Annotated in this window: 21 protein-coding genes and 2 pseudogenes; 16 read left to right on the top strand and 7 right to left on the bottom strand. The window is 73.0% G+C overall.

Annotated elements, in window-relative coordinates:
* Positions 1-46: 46 nt before the first annotated feature.
* Positions 47-952 (bottom strand): NmrA/HSCARG family protein, encoded by a 906-nt coding sequence (locus tag BT341_RS13410; RefSeq protein WP_072476614.1) that lies wholly within the window; start codon positions 950-952, stop codon positions 47-49.
* Between the two features lie 114 nt (positions 953-1066).
* On the opposite strand from BT341_RS13410, the gene BT341_RS13405 reads away from it, so the two are divergent.
* A complete protein-coding gene (locus BT341_RS13405; protein WP_218177730.1) occupies positions 1067-2032 on the top strand; it encodes a GlxA family transcriptional regulator in 966 nt (321 codons plus the stop codon).
* Positions 2033-2097: 65 nt separating this feature from the next.
* Complete coding sequence (locus BT341_RS13400; RefSeq protein ID WP_072476612.1) at positions 2098-2373, top strand: YggT family protein; 276 nt, start codon at positions 2098-2100, stop codon at positions 2371-2373.
* Here the strand turns inward: BT341_RS13400 and BT341_RS13395 are convergent.
* Positions 2370-3023 (bottom strand): TetR/AcrR family transcriptional regulator, encoded by a 654-nt coding sequence (locus BT341_RS13395; RefSeq protein ID WP_072476611.1) that lies wholly within the window; start codon positions 3021-3023, stop codon positions 2370-2372. The two genes, BT341_RS13400 and BT341_RS13395, sit on opposite strands and share 4 nt — an antisense overlap.
* Before the next feature lie 118 nt (positions 3024-3141).
* Between BT341_RS13395 and BT341_RS13390 the strand changes: the two genes are divergently transcribed.
* From BT341_RS13390 to BT341_RS13380, 3 genes are all read left to right on the top strand, one after another.
* On the top strand, positions 3142-4332 hold the full coding sequence (locus BT341_RS13390; protein ID WP_072476610.1) for an FAD-dependent monooxygenase: 1191 nt from the start codon (positions 3142-3144) through the stop codon (positions 4330-4332).
* 70 nt (positions 4333-4402) lie between these two features.
* Positions 4403-5389: an MCE family protein gene (locus BT341_RS13385; RefSeq protein WP_072476609.1), complete on the top strand. Its 987-nt coding sequence runs from the start codon at positions 4403-4405 to the stop codon at positions 5387-5389.
* Positions 5390-5412: 23 nt separating this feature from the next.
* Positions 5413-5760, top strand: a complete 348-nt coding sequence (locus tag BT341_RS13380; RefSeq protein WP_072476608.1) for a YciI family protein — start codon at positions 5413-5415, stop codon at positions 5758-5760.
* Here BT341_RS13380 and BT341_RS13375 read toward each other — a convergent pair.
* Positions 5747-6163: a PaaI family thioesterase gene (locus tag BT341_RS13375; RefSeq protein WP_072476607.1), complete on the bottom strand. Its 417-nt coding sequence runs from the start codon at positions 6161-6163 to the stop codon at positions 5747-5749. The genes BT341_RS13380 and BT341_RS13375 overlap by 14 nt on opposite strands.
* 64 nt (positions 6164-6227) lie before the next feature.
* On the opposite strand from BT341_RS13375, the gene BT341_RS47275 reads away from it, so the two are divergent.
* Positions 6228-6665, top strand: a complete 438-nt coding sequence (locus BT341_RS47275) for a MarR family winged helix-turn-helix transcriptional regulator (protein WP_072481931.1) — start codon at positions 6228-6230, stop codon at positions 6663-6665.
* On the opposite strand, the gene BT341_RS13365 is transcribed toward BT341_RS47275, so the two are convergent.
* Together BT341_RS13365 and BT341_RS13360 are read right to left on the bottom strand one after the other, a co-directional pair.
* Positions 6652-7383 (bottom strand): class I SAM-dependent methyltransferase, encoded by a 732-nt coding sequence (locus BT341_RS13365; RefSeq protein WP_072476606.1) that lies wholly within the window; start codon positions 7381-7383, stop codon positions 6652-6654. The two genes, BT341_RS47275 and BT341_RS13365, sit on opposite strands and share 14 nt — an antisense overlap.
* Complete coding sequence (locus BT341_RS13360; protein ID WP_072476605.1) at positions 7383-8300, bottom strand: proteasome assembly chaperone family protein; 918 nt, start codon at positions 8298-8300, stop codon at positions 7383-7385. Before BT341_RS13360 ends, BT341_RS13365 begins: the two co-directional genes overlap by 1 nt.
* Before the next feature lie 180 nt (positions 8301-8480).
* On the opposite strand from BT341_RS13360, the gene BT341_RS13355 reads away from it, so the two are divergent.
* From BT341_RS13355 to BT341_RS13325, 7 genes are all read left to right on the top strand, one after another.
* Positions 8481-8993: a PH domain-containing protein gene (locus tag BT341_RS13355; RefSeq protein ID WP_143168544.1), complete on the top strand. Its 513-nt coding sequence runs from the start codon at positions 8481-8483 to the stop codon at positions 8991-8993.
* Positions 8990-10522 carry a PH domain-containing protein gene (locus tag BT341_RS13350; RefSeq protein WP_072476603.1) on the top strand — a complete coding sequence of 511 codons (1533 nt, stop codon included), beginning with the start codon at positions 8990-8992 and terminating at the stop codon, positions 10520-10522. The genes BT341_RS13355 and BT341_RS13350 overlap by 4 nt, the downstream gene beginning before the upstream one ends.
* 79 nt (positions 10523-10601) lie before the next feature.
* Positions 10602-11297, top strand: a complete 696-nt coding sequence (locus tag BT341_RS13345; protein WP_072476602.1) for a 3-keto-alpha-glucoside-1,2-lyase-like domain-containing protein — start codon at positions 10602-10604, stop codon at positions 11295-11297.
* Positions 11298-11417: 120 nt separating this feature from the next.
* Positions 11418-12203, top strand: coding sequence for an IclR family transcriptional regulator (locus tag BT341_RS13340; protein ID WP_072481930.1), 786 nt, complete (start codon positions 11418-11420; stop codon positions 12201-12203).
* 31 nt (positions 12204-12234) lie between these two features.
* Positions 12235-12738 (top strand): GNAT family N-acetyltransferase, encoded by a 504-nt coding sequence (locus tag BT341_RS13335; RefSeq protein ID WP_245804952.1) that lies wholly within the window; start codon positions 12235-12237, stop codon positions 12736-12738.
* Between the two features lie 122 nt (positions 12739-12860).
* Positions 12861-13058, top strand: a complete 198-nt coding sequence (locus BT341_RS13330; protein ID WP_072476601.1) for a hypothetical protein — start codon at positions 12861-12863, stop codon at positions 13056-13058.
* Positions 13037-13474, top strand: coding sequence for a VOC family protein (locus BT341_RS13325; RefSeq protein WP_177328795.1), 438 nt, complete (start codon positions 13037-13039; stop codon positions 13472-13474). The genes BT341_RS13330 and BT341_RS13325 overlap by 22 nt, the downstream gene beginning before the upstream one ends.
* An 88-nt stretch (positions 13475-13562) precedes the next feature.
* On the opposite strand, the gene BT341_RS13320 is transcribed toward BT341_RS13325, so the two are convergent.
* Both BT341_RS13320 and BT341_RS13315 read right to left on the bottom strand, forming a co-directional pair.
* Positions 13563-14831 carry an aminotransferase family protein gene (locus BT341_RS13320; protein WP_072476599.1) on the bottom strand — a complete coding sequence of 423 codons (1269 nt, stop codon included), beginning with the start codon at positions 14829-14831 and terminating at the stop codon, positions 13563-13565.
* 93 nt (positions 14832-14924) lie between these two features.
* Complete coding sequence (locus tag BT341_RS13315) at positions 14925-16121, bottom strand: CaiB/BaiF CoA transferase family protein (RefSeq protein WP_072481928.1); 1197 nt, start codon at positions 16119-16121, stop codon at positions 14925-14927.
* A gap of 249 nt (positions 16122-16370) precedes the next feature.
* Here BT341_RS13315 and BT341_RS47850 point away from each other — a divergent pair.
* The 3 genes and pseudogenes from BT341_RS47850 to BT341_RS46365 all read left to right on the top strand — a co-directional run.
* Positions 16371-16816: pseudogene (locus BT341_RS47850) on the top strand (glycoside hydrolase family 27 protein); the annotation flags it as partial.
* Complete coding sequence (locus BT341_RS47845; protein WP_425426475.1) at positions 16817-17050, top strand: hypothetical protein; 234 nt, start codon at positions 16817-16819, stop codon at positions 17048-17050.
* Positions 17051-17095: 45 nt separating this feature from the next.
* Positions 17096-17664 (top strand): annotated as a pseudogene (locus BT341_RS46365) (NPCBM/NEW2 domain-containing protein).
* Positions 17665-17756: the final 92 nt, after the last annotated feature.

Here is a 17756-nt window from a genome sequence, read left to right as displayed (position 1 = left end):
GCCGGTCCCCGCCGGGAAAGCCTGCCCGCGCCGGCCCCGGGACCGGCTAACCGGCGGAACGCGCGCCCGGCAGGGCCGCGATCCGCGCGGCGCCGCCGGTGGCCAGCCAGCGCTCGAAGGTCGACACGTCCGGGTGAAGTTCCCGCGTGCGGGCGACGTCCGCGCCGTAGCCGCCGCTGCGGTTGAGGAACTCCACCGCCTCGGCGAACGCCGGGTTCTGCGCCCGGACGGCTTCCACCGGGATCGGCACATACGGAACGTCGCGGCCGAGCGCGTCGCTCAGCGCCCGCGCGATCTCCGGCGGGGCGGCCTCGTCGCCGGCGATGTCGACGGCCTGGCCGAGGTGACGTTCCGGATCGCCGAACGCCAGCGCGGCGAACGCGCCGATGTCGGCCAGCGCGATGAGCTGTTCCGGAACGCCGGCGGCCAGCGGCGTCGCCAGTGCGCCGGTGCCGAGCCCGAACGCGGGATCGGCGTAGTTCTCCATGAACGACACCGGCCGCAGGATCGTCGCCGGCGCGCCGATGCGGCGGAGGTGCTCTTCGATCCGCAGCTTCGGCTCGAACGCGCGCACCCCCGCGCTCCGCGGCGCGCCCGCCACCGACGAGAACACCAGGTGGGCCACGCCCGCGCTCAGGGCGACGTCGGCGATGAGACGTCCCCGCGCGATCTCGGCGTCGTACGGCACCGGCTCGGCGCCCAGGATGCCCGCCTGGACGCTGAACACGCCGTGGACGCCGGCCATCGCCGTCTCCAGCGCCGCGCGGTCGCCGGGGCGGTCCGGCACGAGCCGCGCGCCCTCCGCGGCGAGTTCCCGGGCGCGCGGCGAGTCCGGGGACCGGGTGAGGGCGCGCACCCGCCACCCGTCGACGAGCAGGCGCGCCGCGACCGCGCCGCCCTGCCGTCCCGTGGCCCCGGTGACCAGGATGACCTTGTTGCCGATGTGCTCCATGGCGTGCCGCCCTTTCCGCGTGCCCGACGTCCGGGACGAGCCTGGCCGGGCGGCCGGCCGCGCGACAGTGGCCGAAGTGCCGACCATCGCGGGTTTCGTGCCATGATGGCGGGCGTGGGCTTCCAGCGGATCGCCGCGTACGCGCCGGACGGCGTGACCGCCCTGGCGCTGGGCATCGTGAGCGGGGTGTTCCGCGACGAGCCGTTCGAGACGGTGATCTGCGCCGAACGGCCGGGCGAGCTGCGCACCGAGCTCGGCCTGCCCCTGCGGGTCGGGCACGGTGCCGACGCGCTCGCCGGCGCGGACCTGGTGCTGGTCCTGCCCGGTGACGGCTTCCGCGCCGAGCCGTCCGCCGTGGTCCTGGACGCGCTGCGGGCCGCCCACGCGGCGGGGGCCGTCGTGGCCGCGCACTGCACCGGGGTGTTCCTGCTCGCCGCCACCGGCGTGCTGGACGGCCTCGAGGCGACGACGCACTGGCAGTTCGCCGACGAGCTGGCGGCCCGGTACCCGGCGGTGCGGGTGCGGCCGGACGCGCTGTACGTCGACCACGGGAGCGTGGCCACCGGCGCGGGCGCGGCCGCCGGGTTCGACCTGTGCCTGCACCTGCTGCGGCGCGAGCACGGCGCCGCGCTCGCCAACCGCGTCGCGCGCGGCCTCGTGACGCCGCCGCACCGGGACGGCGGCCAGACGCAGTACATCAGCGCGCCGGTGCCCGGCGACGGCGACGACCGGCGGCTCGCCGACGTCATCGCCTGGGCCCGCGACAACCTGCACCACCGCGTGCCCGTGGCCGACCTGGCGGCACGGGCCCTGATGAGCCGCCGCACGTTCGCCCGCGCGTTCAAGGCCGCCACCGGCGCCAGCCCGCACGCGTGGCTGCTGACCCAGCGGCTGGACCGCGCCGAGCAGCTGCTGGAGACGACGGGCCTGCCGATCGAGGAGGTCGCGCGCCGCGTCGGCTACACCAGCGCGACGGTGTTCCGCGAGCAGTTCGCCGCCCGCCGCGGCGTCGCCCCGCGTGACTACCGGCGGGCCTTCCGGCAGTACCCGCACCGCGCCGAACCTGTTGAAACCCTGTGAATCGGACAGAACCGGCACTCCGCCTGGCTCCCCCGCGTTCTCCGGGCAGGGAGAACGGAGGAACCATGGGTGCCTTGGGGACGTTGCTCGGCTTCGCGCTGAGCCTGTACCTGCTGGTGCTGATCGCGCGGATGGTGCTGGACTGGGTCGGGATGGTGGCCGCCACCCCGCCGTGGGCGCGGCGCGCCCGCAGCCTCGCCCACGCGGCCACCGAACCGGTCATCGGCCCGGTGCGGCGCGTCGTGCGGCCGGTCCGGCTCGGCGGGATCTCACTCGACCTCGCCTTCACGCTCGTCTTCGTCGGCGTGGTCGTGCTGCGGGGAATCGCCTTCGCGCTCTAACGGCCGCCGCGGAAGCCCGCCGACAGCCGGTCGATGCCGCGCTCCAGCTCGGCACGGACGCCACGGAGGTCGACGCCGTCGGGGTCGATGAGCGCCTGCATCGAGATCCCCCGCAGCTGCGCGAGCAGGGCCGAAGCGTAGGAATCCGCGTCGCGGACGCCGGTGATCGACCCGTCCGCGACGCCGCTGGCGACGGTCTGGGCGATGGCGAACCGGAACCGGCGGTCGGCCTCGGTCAGCGCGCCGCGCAACGCCGAGTACTCCGCCGCGCCGTCGCCCCAGAGGGCGAGGAACGCCTGGTTGAGCGTCGGCATCGTGCGGATCAGCTCGAAGATGATGTCCAGCAGCGCGCGCAGCATGTCCATCGGGGTCGCGGTCGCCGCGCCGGTCCGGGCCGCGACGGCCTCGCTGTAGGCGTCGGTGAACTCGGCGACGGCGTGCTCGACGAGCCGCTGCCCGAGCCCGTCCTTGTCGCCGAAGTGCTGGTAGACCACCGACCGCGCATACCCGGACCGGGCGCAGACGGCGCCGAGCTTCAGCCTGCCGAACCCCTCTTCGGCGATGAGGTGCGCGGCGGCGTTGAGGATGCGCGTCTCGACGACGGCTTCCTCGCCGTCCCGTGGGATCCGGCCTGCGGCGGAGCGGTCCACCGCGCCATGTTAGCGACCGAGGTGGGCCGGCACCGGCCGAACGGTCAGCGGATCGTGCGCGGACCGTCAGCGCCGCCGGACACGCTCGGGTCGTCCACCGATCCGAGAGGAACCTCCGATGACCGACAGGACCGTGCTCGTCTCCGGGGCCGGCATCGCCGGCCCGGCCGCCGCCTGGTGGCTGCACCGCCACGGCTACCGCGTGACCGTCGTCGAAACCGCGCCCGCGCTGCGGCCCGGCGGCCAGGCGGTCGACTTCCGCGGCGAGCAGGTGAAGCTGCTGCGGGCGATGGGCCTGCTCGACGACGTCCGCCGCCACGAGACGGCGATGGGCGACCAGACTCTGCTCGGCCCCGGCGCGCGGCCGCTGCTGACCGTGCCCGGCGCCGCCTGGAGCGGGGAGGTCGAGATCCTCCGCGGCGACCTCGCCCGGATCCTCTACGACCACACCAAGGACCACACCGAGTACGTCTTCGGCGACCGCGTCACGAGCCTCACCGAGACCGGCGACGGCGTCGAAGTCACCTTCCGCCACGGCGCGCCCCGCACGTTCGGCCTGGTGGTGGGCGCGGACGGCGTGCACTCCGGGGTGCGGGCGGCCGCGTTCGGCCCCGAGGAGCGGTTCCGGCGGGATCTCGGCTTCGGCATCGCGGGCTTCACCGCGCCCAACCACCTCGGCCTCGACCACACCAGCGTGATGTACAACGAGCCGGGCCGCGGCGTGACCGTGGGCAGCCACCGGCTGCCGGACCGGCTGCACGTGAGCCTGGTCTTCGCCGCCGACGGCGCCGACCTGAACCGCAGCACTCCCGACGAGCAGCGCGCGTTGCTCGCGCGGCTCTTCGCGAACACCGGCTGGGAGGTGCCGCAGCTGCTCGAGGCCCTGCCGGCGGCGAGCGACCTGTACGTCGATTCGATCAGCCAGATCCACCTCGGCCGCTGGTCGGCGGGCCGGGTGGTGCTGCTCGGCGACGCCGCCTGGTGCGCCGGGCCCGGCGGCTCCGGCACGGGGCTGGCGATGATGGGCGCCCAGGTGCTGGCCGGTGAGCTGGCGGCCGCGGGCGGCGACCACGTGACGGCGTTCGCGAAGTACGAGCAGCGGCTGCGCAAGCCGGCCACGGTCGGGCAGAAGAACGGCAAGGGCTCCGGCAACTTCCTCGCCCCGCCCACCGCCGCGAAGCTCCGCAGCCGCAACCGCGCCTACCGGATGCTGAGCAAGCCGTTGTTCGGCAAGGTGTTCACCTGGATGACCGACCGGGCGGCGAACGCGCTGGAATATCGTGAGTACCCGACGCCGACTCCGGCGTGACGCGCCCGATCTTCCGCTCTTCGGGGGACTCGGCTGGCGGCCCGGCGTGGCGTGGGTCACTCTTTACGTCATGTCAATACGCCGGGCCGCCGACACTCCGGTCAGGACGGCGCTCGCCGGGCTGGCCGTGCTGACGCTCGGCGTGCTGACGGCCATCAACGCGCGTTCCCTTCCGCTGATCGGCGACGGCACGACGTACGCGGCCGAATTCAGCGAAGCGGCCGGCCTGTCCGAAGGCAACGACGTCCGCGTCGCCGGGGTTGCGGTGGGCCGCGTCTCGGACGTCGCGTTGCGCGGCGACCACGTGCTCGTTTCCTTCCGGGTCAAGGGCGCGTGGCTGGGGGACGCGACGGGCGCGGCGATCCGCCTGAAGACCGTGCTCGGTCAGAAGTACCTCGCGCTCGATCCGCGGGGCGAAGGAACCCTCGATCCCGGCACGCCCATCCCGCGCTCGCGCACCAGCGTGCCGTACGACATCCTCGCGGCGTTCGGCACGCTGTCGTCCACTGTGGACAAGATTGACACCGCGCGGCTGGCGAAGAGCTTCGACACGTTGTCGGCGACGCTGGCGAACACTCCGCGGAGTGTCCGCGCCGCGCTCACCGGCCTGTCGCGGCTGTCGGACACACTCGCCACGCGCGACCACCAGCTCGCCACTCTGCTCGGCAACACGCGGGTTGTCTCGCAGACGCTCGTCGACCGCGACACCGCCGTACGGCGGCTTCTCCAGGACGGCAACCAGCTACTCGCCGAAGTCAGCGACCGGGAACAAGCGATCAGCACCCTGCTCGACGGCTCGCGGCAGCTGGCCACCGAGGTGTCCGGCCTGGTCAGCGACAACGCCGCGCAGGTGGATCCGCTGCTCACCCAGCTCGACCGGCTGACGTCGATGCTGCAGCGCAACCAGGACGCGCTCGCCGCGGGCGTCAAGGCGTTTGCGCCGCTGGTCCGGCTCGGCACCAACATCGCCGGCAGCGGCCGGTTCATCGACGGCTACCTGTGCGGGCTGATCCTGCCGTCGTTCGGGCCGCTCAACGCGGAAGGCTGCCACGGCTGAACCCCGCGTGGCATGCTGGCGCCGTGCGCTACCTGCTCCTGCTGTGCGGTGACGAGAACGCGGCCTCGCTCGCGGGTCCCGAAATGGCGCGGCGCTGCCACGACTGGGCCGCCGAAGCCGAGCGGCGCGGCGTCCGGCAGGCCGGCACGGGCCTGCGGCCACCCGCCGAAGCTAAGACGGTCCGGGTGCGCGACGGCGCGGTGCTGCTGACCGACGGCCCGTTCGCCGAGACGAAGGAGCAGATCGGCGGGTACGTCGTCCTCGACTGCCCGGATCGTCCGACGGCGGTCGAGGTGGCGTCCCGGCATCCGTGGGCCGAGGCCGGCACGCTGGAGCTGCGCGAGATCGTCGGGCCGCCTACGGAGCCGTGAGCTTCACCCGGGCGTTCCCCTGCGCCGCCGCGCACAGCGTCGACCCGCCGTCACCGTCCACTGTGTACACCTCACAGCGGCAGGTGGCTCGCGACCGCCCGGCCTGCACGACGACGGCGTCGGCCCGCAGCGTGACGCCGACCGCCGGGCGGAGGTAGTCGATCGTGAACCCGGCGGTCAGCAGTGGGGGCCCGAGGACGGTGCCGGCGGCGAAGGTCAGCGCGTTGTCGGCGGCGTAGGCGAGGACACCACCGTGCAGGAAACCGTTCTGCTGCTTCAGCTCGTCGCGGATGTCCAGCTCCAGCGTGGCCGCGCCGTCGCCGAACGCGGTCAGGCGCGCGCCGAGCAGGCGGCTGAACGGCTGGCTCGCCAATCCGGCGCTCGCGGCATCGAAATCCAGCATGATCCCTCACTTCACTAGTGAAGTGAGAATGGCGCTCCGGGCGGCGGCCTGTCAAGATCGGGCCGTGCCCGAACCCGACCAGCGCCTGTTCTTCCTGCTCCAGCAGGCCGCCCACCGCCTGCGCGTGGCGGCCGACCGCCGCTGCCTGGCCGCGGCCGGCATCACGTCGGCCCAGCTCGGAGCGCTGTTCGCGGTCCGCGAAGGCGGCCTGACGCAGCGGGAACTGGCGGCCCGGCTGGGTCAGCGCGAATCGGCGGTGACGGCGATGGTGACGCGCCTGGTGGACGCGGGTCTGGTGGGCCGCAGCGCCCACCCGCGCGAGCACCGCGCGGTGGTCCTGGAGCTGACGGCGGCGGGCGAGGAGGCGCTGGCCCGCGTCGCACCGGAAGTCGAGGAGTTCAACGCGCAGCTGCGCGCGGTACTGGGTGAAGAAGGCTTCCGGCGGACCGCCGAAGCCGTGGGCAAGCTGGCCGCGTGGCCGGACCCGCTCACGACACGATGAGCCGGAAGCCCGCGTCCCACTCGGGCAGGGTCAGCAGGTCGGCGTGGTTTTCCTGCCACCGCCCGGACGCCAGGTCCGCGCGCAGCCGGGCCATGCCCCGCGCGACCGCGTCGGGTGGCGTCTGCGCCAGCGCCGAGCACGACCGCCGCACCGCCGGGTCGAGGTAGGCCGCCGGACGCCGCCAGTACGCCGGGAAGACGCCGTCGGTGAAGTCCCACGGCACCGGCAGCTCGGCCACCGAGGACGCGCCGAGGAACTCGGCGATGTCGTGCGCCGACGGCCGCGAGCGTTCGAGCGCGGCGACCTCCGGCACGTACTCGCGCACCAGCCAGAAGTCGTTGTGCAGCCGCGTGTCGTAGGCCAGGACGACCTGGCGGCGGGAAACCCGGCGCAGTTCGGTGAGGCCGCGCCGCCAGTCGGGCCAGTGGTGCACGGTCAGCACCGCGAGCGCCGCGTCGAACGCCGAGGAGCCGAACGGCAGCGCCTCCGCGACCGCGCGCACGACCGGCGCCGCGCCGGCCGGGCGTTGCCGGATCATCTCCGCCGACGGCTCGACCGCGACGACGCGCCGCGACGGCGGCTCGTACGACCCGGTGCCCGAACCGACGTCGACCACCGAACGCGCACCGGCGAGCGCGTCCAGCACCGGCGCAAGCCAGCGCGGGTCGGTCCGCCGCCCGAGCGCGTAGCCGACGCCGATCTCGTCGTAGCGCGCCATCAGCGCTCGGCGCCGTCGCCGCCGTTCTGCTCGGCCAGGAACCGCTCGAACTGCGAGCCGAGCTCTTCCGCGGTCGGCATGTGCTCCACCGTCTCCGCGAGCAGGCTGCCGCGCTCGGACGCCTCGATGAACGTGTCGTACTGCCGCTCCAGCGCGCGGACGACGTCGGCGATCTCGTCGGACTCGGCGACCTGGCGGTTGATCTCGGCGTCGGCGAGCTCGGCCGCCGCGCGCAGTTCGCCTTCGGGCAGGCTCAGCCCGGTCGCGCGGCTCAGCGCGTCCAGCACGATCAGCGACGCCGCCGGGTACGTCGACTGCGCGAGGTAGTGCGGCACGTGCGCGGCGAACCCGATGGCGTCGTGGCCCCATTCGCCGAGCCGGTACTCCAGCAGCGCGGCGAGGCTGCCCGGCACCTGCAGCCGGTTCGGCAGCGGCTGGTGGTCGCCGACCAGGTCCTTGCGGGTGGCGTGCGCGGTGACGCCGAGCGGGCGCGTGTGCGGCGCGCCCATCGGGATGCCGTGGAAGCCCGCGGTCAGCCGGACGCCCCAGCGCTCGACGAGGTTGCGGACCGCGACGCAGAACCGCTCCCAGTCGTGGTCCGGTTCCGGGCCGGACAGCAGCAGGAACGGCGTGCCGTCGGCGTCGTGCAGCAGGTGCACGACCAGTTCCGGCGCGTCGTAGTCCTCCCAGTGGTCCACCGCGTAGGTCATCGCCGGGCGGCGCGAGCGGTAGTCGATGAGCCGGTCGACGTCGAAGCGGGCGATCACCCGGTGCTCGCCGCCGAGGAGGTGCTCGGCCAGCAGGCGCCCCGCCGAGCCGGCGTCCATGAACCCTTCGAAGTGGTGCAGCAGCACCGCCCCCGTCAGATCGGGGACGTCCGAGTCCACCTCGTACAGATCGTCGGGATCGAATCCCACCGGATCCTCCTGCTAGCTGCTAGCCGACGCGTCAATCCTTCAAGCACAACACACCTCGAAGGGCATTCCATTCCTCCGACGGTGTCGCCGATCGTAACGGCAAGCGATCGAGGCCGGACCGGATCGGCATCGTGACACTTGTCGTGGGCGCGCAAGTCGCCGATCGGGCACGCTTGCAGGGTGAGCGAACACAGCACGAACACAGCCGCGCTGCGGCTGCGGCCGCCCGCCAACCGGGTCAGCCGCCGCGCCATCGGCTACTGGACGGCGACCGCGGCCGTCTTCTGGGCCGTGCTCGTCGCGATCCAGGTGGTCATCGTCGTGACCAGCGACGATCCACCGGCGTTCCTCACCGTGACGCTCGTGGTGTCCGCGATCGCCGGGCCGCTGCACCTGCTCGTGATGCCCCAGTGGCGGTACCGGGTGCACCGCTGGGAGGTCACCGGCGAGGCCGTCTACACGCAGGCGGGCTGGCTGAAGCAGCAGTGGCGGATCGCGCCGGTCTCGCGGATCCAGACCGTCGACATCGAGCGCGACCCGGTGGAGCAGCTGTTCGGGCTGGCGAAGCTCACCGTGACGACGGCGTCGGCGGCGGGGCCCCTGCGCATCTCGGGCCTGGCGCACGACCGCGCGCTCGCGCTCGCCGACGAGCTGACGAAGACGACGCAGGCCGCCCGAGGGGACGCCACGTGAGCACCGAGGTCGCGCTGCCGCCCGCCGAAGGCACGCAGGACGCGCCGTGGCACCGCCTCGACCGGCGGATGCTGCTGATCCGGCCGGTGCTGGACCTGGTGCGCTCGCTGCCGGTGCTGCTCGGCGCGCTGCTGTTCGGCCACGGCGAATCGTGGCAGTGGGTCGGCCTGGCCTTCACGGCGATCGCCGTGTGCACGGGCGTCTCGCACGTGCTGACCTCGCGCTACCGGATCACCGCGACGCAGGTCGAGTGGCACACCGGGCTGCTGCTGCGCAAGCAGCGGGCCATCCCGCGCGACCGGATCCGCACGGTCGACGTCACGTCCGAGCCGAAGCACCGGCTGTTCTCGCTGGCGGCCGCGCGGATCGGCACCGGGCGGCACTCGAACACCGGAAGCCGGCACAAGGACGAGCTGGTCCTCGACGCCGTCACCATCGCCGAAGCGCAGCGGCTGCGGACGCTCCTGCTGCACCGCAAGGAGGTCGAGGCGCCGGCGGCGGCCGCCACGCCGCCGGAGCAGCTCGTGGCCGCGGTCGACAAGAAGTGGCTGCGGTACGCGCCGTTCACGCTTTCCGGGCTCGCGGTGGTCGGAGCGGCCGTCGGCACCGTGTACCACTTCGCGCACGAACTGCACTTCGACCCGGTGCGGTTCTCGCTGGTCCAGGCGGTCGTCGGGCACTTCGCCGAGACGCCGGCGTGGCTGAGCCTGGCGCTGGCCGCCGTGGGGCTGCTGGTGGTCGTGTCGCTGCTGTCGGTCGCCGGGTACGTGCTGTCGTTCTGGAACTTCCGGCTCACCCGCGAACCCGCCGGCACGCTGCACGTCCGGCGCGGGCTGATCACGACCCGCTCGGTGTCGATCGAGGAGGAACGCCTGCGCGGCGTGGAGATCCGCGAGCCGCTGCCGCTGCGGCTGGCCGGCGGCGCCCGCTGCGTCGCCATCGCCGCCGGGCTGCGCGAGGGCAAGGGCGCGGACAAGGGCGGCGGCCTCCTGCTGCCGCCCGCCCCGCTCGCGCGGGCGCACGAGGTGGTCGCGGAGGTGCTCGGCGAAGACCCGGCCGCGACACCGCTGACGCGGCACCCGCGCCGCGCGCTGTACCGGCGCCTGTCCCGGGCGGTCACCGGGGTGCTGCTGCTCGCCGCGGCGCTGTTCGCCCTGGCCCGGCTCGGCCCGCTGCCGGACTGGCCGTGGCAGGTCGCGCTCCTGCTGCTGCCGTTCGCCGCGCTCGTCGGCTGGGACCGCTACCGCGGCCTCGGGCACGCGTTCACCGGCCGCTACCTGGTGACGCGCTCGGGCTCGCTGGACCGCGGCACCGCGGCCGTGCGCTGCGACGGGATGACCGGCGTGGTCGTCGAGCGCTCGTACTTCCAGCGCCGGGCCGGGCTGGTCACGGTGATCGCGCCGGTCGCCGCGGGCAAGGGGCACTACCGGGTGCTCGACGTCGGCGAGCCCGACGGGCTCGCGCTGGCCGACCGGGCCGTTCCGGGACTGCTGACGCCGTTCCTGACCGGTCAGCGGGACCGCGGTTGACGCCTCACCGGCGCTGCTCGTAGCGTGAAAATCCGCCGTCCGGACGCAAGGCCCATCGCGTGCAGGAAAGGACGGCAGGATGTTCCGGAAGCTCCTCGGCGTGCTGGCCGCGGGAATCGTCGCGGCCTCGGCGGCCGCGCCCGCGGCGGCCGCCGCCGAAAACCCCTACGGCGACCCGAACCTGGTCCCGATGTTCGACGGCTCCGACCTGAGCGCGTGGACGTCGTCGAAGCCCGGCCTGTGGTCGGCGAAGAACGGCGTGATCCACGGCAACGGCACCGCGCGCGGCTGGTTGTACTACAACAAACAGCAGGTCGGCACGTTCCGGTGGATATTCAATGTCCGGCAGGTCAAGGGCAACCACAAACCGACCGTGCTGATCTGGGGCACCACCGACCCGATCCGCGACGCGCTGAGCGCCATCCAGTTCCAGCCGCCGAACGGCGGCCACTGGGACTACCGCCCGGGCCACAACGACGGCGGCGGGAAACTGTTCCAGCAGCTGCCGCACACGACGATCGACGTCAAGAAGTGGGCCCAGTGCGAGCTGATCGGCGACCTGGCCACCGGCGTCGCGCGGATGGCGTGCTGCCCGCTCACCGGGACGGCCGCGACCTGCAAGGGCGTCGAGGTCCTGCGGTTCACCGACCGGACCGCCGGGCGCGTCGGGCCGCTCGCGCTGCAGGTGCACAACTCGGGGATCCAGGACGAGTACCGCGGCCTCTACGTCGAGTCACCGGTGGTGACGAAACCGGGCGCGTTCCTCACGATGTGACCCGGTTTTTTCCCGAAAGGCGGGGCCGTCGGCGAAATGCTGGCCTTCGTTTAACACACCGTGCTAATTTATTCACCCCGTGTGATAGCGAGGTCGTTTTTCTCCCATCGAGAGGTCATGATGACGCCTGCCGTCAGTGCCGTCGACGGTTCCGCCACCACCGCCCCGCGCCGGACGCCCGGCGCCAGCAGTTCCCGCAAGGTCCTCCAGCTGCTGCTCGCGTTTTCGGAACGGCGGTGGGAGGCGAGCGTCGCCGAGCTCGCCGCGACGATCGGCACCCCGGTGGCGACGACCTACCGCTACGTGGCGCTGCTCAAGGAGCTGCAGCTGCTCGAGGAGGGCCGGGCGGGGCACTACCACCTGACGAGCCAGGTGATGCCGCTGGCGCGGGCCGCGCAGCTGGCGAACGACCTCGTGCGGCTGGCCAGGCCGGCCATGGAAGAGGCCGCGCGCGAGCTGGGCGAAACGGTGCTGCTGTTCCAGCAGTTCGGCGACGCCGCGGTGTGCGCGGACCGCGTCGAGTGCGACCGCGCCATGCGGTTCACCTTCGAGCCGGGGCATTCGGTGCCGCTCGGGGTCGGCGCGTCCGGCAAGATGCTGCTCGCGCTGCTGCCGGAGATCGAGCGCGACCGGCGGCTGGCGCCGGTCGTCGAGCGGCGCGGGACCGTGGTGCGCGACGAGCTCAAGCACGCGCTGGAGAACCGGTATTCGGTCAGCTCCGGGGAGATCGACGAGGGTGTCTGGGCGTGTTCGGTACCGGTGTACGCCTACGGGCGGCGGCCGACCGTGCTCAGCATGGCGGGACCGGCCGCGCGGATCACCGAAGAGGCCCGGCGCACGGCGATCACGGCGCTGCAGGAGTACGCGACGCGCATCGAGCGGACGATCTCGTCTTATTCGCTGTGAAAATCCCGCGCGGGCGGGTAGGAATACGCGGGTGATCCGGCTCGCGCGTCCCGGCGACCTGCCCGCGCTGATCGACGTCGAACGCGAGGCGGGCAGCCGCTTCCGGGACGTCGGCATGGCCGCGATCGCCGACGACGACCCGGGGTCGGTGGCGGAGCTGGCGGGGTACCAGGCGGACGGCCGCGCGTGGGTGAGCGTCGACGAAGGCGACCGGCCGGTGGCGTACCTGCTCGCGGCGGTCGTCGACGGGCACGCGCACATCGACCAGGTCTCGGTCCGGCCCGGCCACGCGCGGCGCGGGCTGGGCCGCGCGCTGATCGAGACGCTGGCGGCGTGGGCGCGGGCCCGCGGGCTGCCGGCATTGACGCTCACGACGTTCGCCGCGGTGCCGTGGAACGCGCCGTACTACCAGCGGCTGGGGTTCCGGGTCATGGCGGACGCCGAGCTGGGCGACGGACTGCGGGCGATCCGCCGCGCCGAGGCGGCCCGCGGCCTCGGCGCCTGGCCGCGCGTGGCGCTGATCCGGCCGCTCTGAGCTGGCACTTCCCCTGTGCGGGGGATCGACTGGCGCTGGCAGTCGAACATGTGTTCTACTGTGCTCGCCGGTCCCGGAGGGGGAAGCTCCGCGGGCCGGCCCACAGACTTCGGGAGGTTGCCATGGCGGTCAAGATCACCCACCTGACGAACGGCCAGCAGGTCCGGTTCGCCAACGCCGACGGCGCCCGCCGCTACGCGGAGATCATGGGCGGCGGCGTGGACAAGTGGCGGTTCACGGTCGTGCCCGAGGATCCGGCGCTCCGGAAAATGTCGGACTCGGTCGTTAACGTGCCGGTATGGCGCATGACTTCCAGGTAGTGGTGGACACGGCGGACCCGCACGAGCTGGCCGGCTGGTGGGCGGAGACGCTCGGCTGGCCGGTGGAGCCGACGGACGAGGACTTCGTCCGCGAGATGGTCGCGAAGGGATACGCGAAGGAGGAGGAGACGCGGACCTACCGGGGCAAGCTGGTCTGGCGCACGGGAGCGGCGATCCGCCACCCGGACTCGCCGCCCGACGGCCCGCCCCGGCGCATCCTGTTCCAGGAGGTCCCGGAGCCGAAGACGGTGAAGAACCGCCTGCACATCGACGTGTGGGTGGGGGCGGACAACGTCGAGGCGACGATGGAGAAGCTGACCGCGCGCGGGGCGAAGTTCCTGTGGCGCGGGCGGCAGGGTCCGCACAGCTGGGTGACGATGGCCGACCCGGAGGGCAACGAGTTCTGCATCTCCTGAGGCCGCGCCCGGCCGGTTCGCTCGTGGCGAACGGCTCTTTCCTGCCGTCGGAGGACAGGAAAGAGCCGTTCCCGGCATCGGCCGCGGCTCAGCGTGAAGCCGCCAGGCGGTCCAGCGCTCGCGGCAGTGCCGATGCCAGCAGGTCCAGCTCGGCCTCCTCCGCGATCAGCGGCGGCGAAACCGCGACCCCGCGGCCCAGGTTCCGCACGATCACCCCTTCGTCCCGGCATGCCCGCTGCAGCTTCACCGGCGCTCCCGGGTCCGCGTCCAGCACCTCCGGTGTCAGCTCCACCGCCGCGAGGAAGCCCAGGCCCGCGCGGACCTCGGCCACCAGCGGGTGTTCCACCACTCCCGACACCGCGTCCGCCAGAGGTTTCTCCAGCTCGCGGCCGCGGGGGATCAGGCCGTCGCGCTCGTAGATGTCCAGTGTCGCCAGGCCCGCGGCGCACGCCACCGGGTGACCCGCGTACGTCGCGCCGTGGCGGAAGACCGGGGCTCCCGGCTTCCCCGTGAAGAACGGCTCCGCCACCTTCGGGGCCACGATCAGCGCGCCCAGCGGGATCGTGCCGCCGGTGATGCCCTTGGCCGTCGTGATCAGGTCCGGCTCCACCGCCCAGCGGTCGATGCCGAACCACGTCCCGAGCCGGCCCCACGCGGCGATCACGCAGTCCGCCACGAACAGCACCTCGTGACGGCGGCAGATCGCCGCCACCTCCTCGAGGTAACCCTCCGGCGGCAGCAGCACCCCGCCCGCGCCGATCACGGGTTCGCAGAAGAACGCCGCCACCCGCGACGCGCCCACCCGGGCGATCTCCGCCTCCAGCGCCGCCGCGCTGTCGTACGGCACGTGCGAGAACTCCGGTGGCTGCGGTCCCACGCCCGCCGCGTTGGCCGGGATGCCGCCGACGGCCGTACCGAAGCCGTGCGTGCCGTGGTAGCCCTGCGCCCGGCCGATCACGTGCACCTTCTCCGGCCGCCCGGTCTGGGCGAAGTACGCCCGCGCGAGCTTGACCGCCGTGTCGATGACGTCGCCGCCGCCCGAGCCGAAGAACACCTTCGACCCCGGTGTCGGCGCCAGCTCGGCGACGCGGTCCGCCAGCTCGATCGCCGGCTGGTTGGCGTTGTAGCCGAACAGGTTGTACGAGTCGAGCGTCTGGAGCTGCCTCGTGACGGCTGCGGTGATCTCGGGCCGTCCGTGGCCGAAGTTCGCGTACCAGAGCGACGCCGTCGCGTCGAAGTACCGGCGGCCCGCGTCGTCCCAGACGTAGGAGCCCTCGCCGCGCGTGATGACCATCCGGTCGCCGTCGACCGCCCCCATGTCGGCGAACGGGTGCCAAAGGGCGTGCTGTGCTGACATCGGTCCTCCTCAGTCCCGCCCCCATCCCTACCAGGGCGCGGCGGCGGACGCGAACACTCCATCGTGCACAGTCCGGGACACCGGCCTGGACAGTCAGTCCAGGAACTCCGCGATCTCCTCCGGCGAGTACCCCAGCTCGGCGAGGACTTCCGCGGTGTGCTGGCCGAGGGTCGGCGGCGCCGACGTCGGCCGCGCGGGAGTGCCGGACGCCTTCACCGGGAAGCCCGTCCCGACGTACGTTCCCACCGTCGGGTGCGGCAGCCGCACCACCTGCTCGCGCGCGGCCGTCCACGGGTCCGCGTAGACGTCGTCGATCTCGTTGATCGGCGCCGCCGGGATGCCCGCCGCGTCGAAGGATGTCATCCACTCCGCCGCCGGGCGCGTCCGCAGCACCGGTTCGAGCACCGCGTTCAGCTCGTCGCGGTGGGCGGCCCGCAGCGCGTTCGACGCGAACCGCGGGTCCGTGGCGATGTCCAGCTCCAGCACGCCGCAGAACGCGTGCCACAGCTTTTCGCTGCCCACGGCGATGATCAGCCAGCCGTCCGCGACGTGGTAGGCCTGGTACGGGACGATGCTCGGGTGCGCCGAGCCCATCCGGCGCGGCCGCGGCGCGTCGTAGAAGTACGCGCCCGCGGCGTAGACGTGCCAGGCCAGCTGACTGTCCAGAAGAGACACGTCGAGGTACTGGCCGCGGCCGGTCGTGTGCCGCGCCTGCAGCGCCATCAGCACGGCGATGATCGCCCACGTCCCCGCGTTCAGGTCCGCGACGGGCAGCCCGACCTTCGCCGGCGCGCCGTCGGGCTCGCCGGTCAGCGACATCACGCCGCCGAGGGCCTGGGCGACCAGGTCGTAGCCCGCGCGGTCGCGGTAGGGCCCGGTCTGCCCGAACCCGGTGATCGACACGTGGATCAGCCGCGGGTTCAGCTCGGCCAGCGACGCGTACCCGAGCCCCCACTTCTCGAGCGTCCCCGGCCGGAAGTTCTCGACGAGCACGTCCGCGTCGGCCACCAGACGTCGGAGGGCTTCCTGTCCACGGTCGCTTTTGAGGTCGAGCACGATCCCGCGCTTGTTCCGGTTCGCGGCGAGGTAGTACACGGCCTCGCGGCTCTCACCGACGAACGGCGGCCCCCAGCCACGGGTGTCGTCACCGTGCCCCGGCGGCTCGACCTTCACCACGTCGGCACCCATCTCGCCGAGGTACTGGGTGCAGTACGGGCCGGCGAGGATACGGGAGAGGTCGACGACCTTGATCCCGTCCAACGGGCGGAATCCGGCGCGGTCAGCAGGCATCGAGGTCACGGCCCTTTCTCTCCCACCGGCCGGGGTTTCGCAAGGTGTTCCTCCTAACGGCCGCAGACATCCGATGTCTCGGGAGGTTTGTGGTCGGGTGAGTTTGTGCAGAGTTGCGCACTCCTGGAGGGACCATGCGTCTTCTTGTCGGACTCGCGGCCGCCGTCGTGGCCGCCGCGATCGCGTCTCTCGTAGCCGCACAGGCCGATCCGCTGGAACAGCTGGAACAACGCTGACCCGCCAGAAACCATGCCCGGCGCACTCGACCACGAGGACGTCGCCGCGCGGACGTTCGCGGACTGGGGTGTCGACTACCTCAAGTACGAAACTGCAACAACCAGAGCCGCCCGGCGATCGAGCGCTACACCAAGATGGGCGAAGCGCTCAAGAAGTCCGGCCGCCCGATCCTCTACACGCTGTGCGAGTGGGGCCAGAACCAGCCGTGGCTGTGGGGCGAAGACGCCGGCGCCCAGGTGTGGCGTACCACCGGCGACATCAGCGACAGCTGGAGCAGCATGACCGGGATCCTGGACAAGCAGGTCCCGCTCGCCGGCTGTTCCGGCCCGGGCGGCTGGAACGACCCGGACATGCTGGAAGCCGGCAACGGCAAGATGACGACCACCGGGTACCAGGCGCACTTCGCGTTGTGGGCGCTGGTGAACGCGCCGCTGCTCGCCGGCAACGACCTGCGTTCGATGACCGGCACCACGAAGCAGATCCTGGCCAACGAGGAAATCATCGCGCTCGACCAGGACTGGGCGGGCAAGCAGGGCTACAAGCCGCGCGACGACGGCGACACCGAGGTCTGGACCAAGCCGATGTCGGACGGCTCGGCCGCGGTCGCGCTCTTCGACCGCGGCCTCACCGCGGCGCCGATGTCCGCGACGGCGGCCGAACTGCGGCTGCCGGAGGCGCGTGGGTCGCGTTGACCGGGCCGGGCCGGCCGGCAGCTCGACGGCCGTCCCGACGCCGTCGTGCCCGTCGTGCCGCCGGGTCGGTCGCGGCAGCGCTCCTGGACCGTGCAGCCGGTTTCGCCCGCCGGCGACCGCGCGGTCCTGACCGCGACGGCGACCTACCGGACGGCAGTCTGGGGTGAACGCTCGTTAACCGCCGACGGCGGCGCGCCGATCGTGTCGCCGCCCGCTCCCGCCGTGACGCCGCTTTCGAAGGCGGGGTGGCTGTCCGCGGAGAACGGCTACGGCCCGGTCGAAGGCGGCACGAGCAACGGCGAGTCCAAGGCCGGGGACGGGCACCGGATCACCATCGGCGGTGTCGGCTACGACGACGGCCTCGGCGTGCACGCGCCGTCCCGCGTCCGGTTCTACCTCGGCGGTGCCTGCACGGCGTTCGGCGCGTCGCGTTCCAGGTGCTCGGCGACGGCAAGGAGCTGGCCGGTACCGGCGTCATGACCGCAGGCCTGCTCGCCCGGCAGCTGACCGCGGACCTCGGCGGCGTGCGGGTGCTCGACCTGGTCGTCACCGACGGCGGCGACGGCACCGACTCCGACCGCGCCGACCGGGCGAACGCCACGATCACCTGCTGAATACGGGAATTCACGCACCACCGGCCGTCCCCGGCCACTCGTCCGGGGGCGGCATTTCTGCCCTGATGCCGGTTTTGCCCGAGCGGCAGCCT

It is taken from the genome of Amycolatopsis australiensis (genome assembly GCF_900119165.1).
GTDB classification, from domain to species: domain Bacteria; phylum Actinomycetota; class Actinomycetes; order Mycobacteriales; family Pseudonocardiaceae; genus Amycolatopsis; species Amycolatopsis australiensis.
The sequence above is the reverse complement of the archived record's forward strand: the minus strand, read 5'-3'. Positions and strand labels throughout refer to the sequence as shown.

What these genes read in the sequence shown, in the direction of transcription:
- BT341_RS13410 (WP_072476614.1), bottom strand. Translation starts at nt 952, where the DNA reads ATGGAGCACATCGGCAACAAGGTCATCCTGGTCACCGGGGCCACGGGA.
- BT341_RS13400 (WP_072476612.1), top strand. Translation starts at nt 2,098, where the DNA reads ATGGGTGCCTTGGGGACGTTGCTCGGCTTCGCGCTGAGCCTGTACCTG.
- BT341_RS13390 (WP_072476610.1), top strand. Translation starts at nt 3,142, where the DNA reads ATGACCGACAGGACCGTGCTCGTCTCCGGGGCCGGCATCGCCGGCCCG.
- BT341_RS13385 (WP_072476609.1), top strand. Translation starts at nt 4,403, where the DNA reads ATGTCAATACGCCGGGCCGCCGACACTCCGGTCAGGACGGCGCTCGCC.
- BT341_RS13375 (WP_072476607.1), bottom strand. Translation starts at nt 6,163, where the DNA reads ATGCTGGATTTCGATGCCGCGAGCGCCGGATTGGCGAGCCAGCCGTTC.
- BT341_RS13365 (WP_072476606.1), bottom strand. Translation starts at nt 7,383, where the DNA reads ATGGCGCGCTACGACGAGATCGGCGTCGGCTACGCGCTCGGGCGGCGG.
- BT341_RS13345 (WP_072476602.1), top strand. Translation starts at nt 10,602, where the DNA reads ATGTTCCGGAAGCTCCTCGGCGTGCTGGCCGCGGGAATCGTCGCGGCC.
- BT341_RS13340 (WP_072481930.1), top strand. Translation starts at nt 11,418, where the DNA reads ATGACGCCTGCCGTCAGTGCCGTCGACGGTTCCGCCACCACCGCCCCG.
- BT341_RS13330 (WP_072476601.1), top strand. Translation starts at nt 12,861, where the DNA reads ATGGCGGTCAAGATCACCCACCTGACGAACGGCCAGCAGGTCCGGTTC.
- BT341_RS13325 (WP_177328795.1), top strand. Translation starts at nt 13,037, where the DNA reads ATGGCGCATGACTTCCAGGTAGTGGTGGACACGGCGGACCCGCACGAG.
- BT341_RS13320 (WP_072476599.1), bottom strand. Translation starts at nt 14,831, where the DNA reads ATGTCAGCACAGCACGCCCTTTGGCACCCGTTCGCCGACATGGGGGCG.
- BT341_RS13315 (WP_072481928.1), bottom strand. Translation starts at nt 16,121, where the DNA reads ATGCCTGCTGACCGCGCCGGATTCCGCCCGTTGGACGGGATCAAGGTC.
- BT341_RS47845 (WP_425426475.1), top strand. Translation starts at nt 16,817, where the DNA reads ATGACCGGCACCACGAAGCAGATCCTGGCCAACGAGGAAATCATCGCG.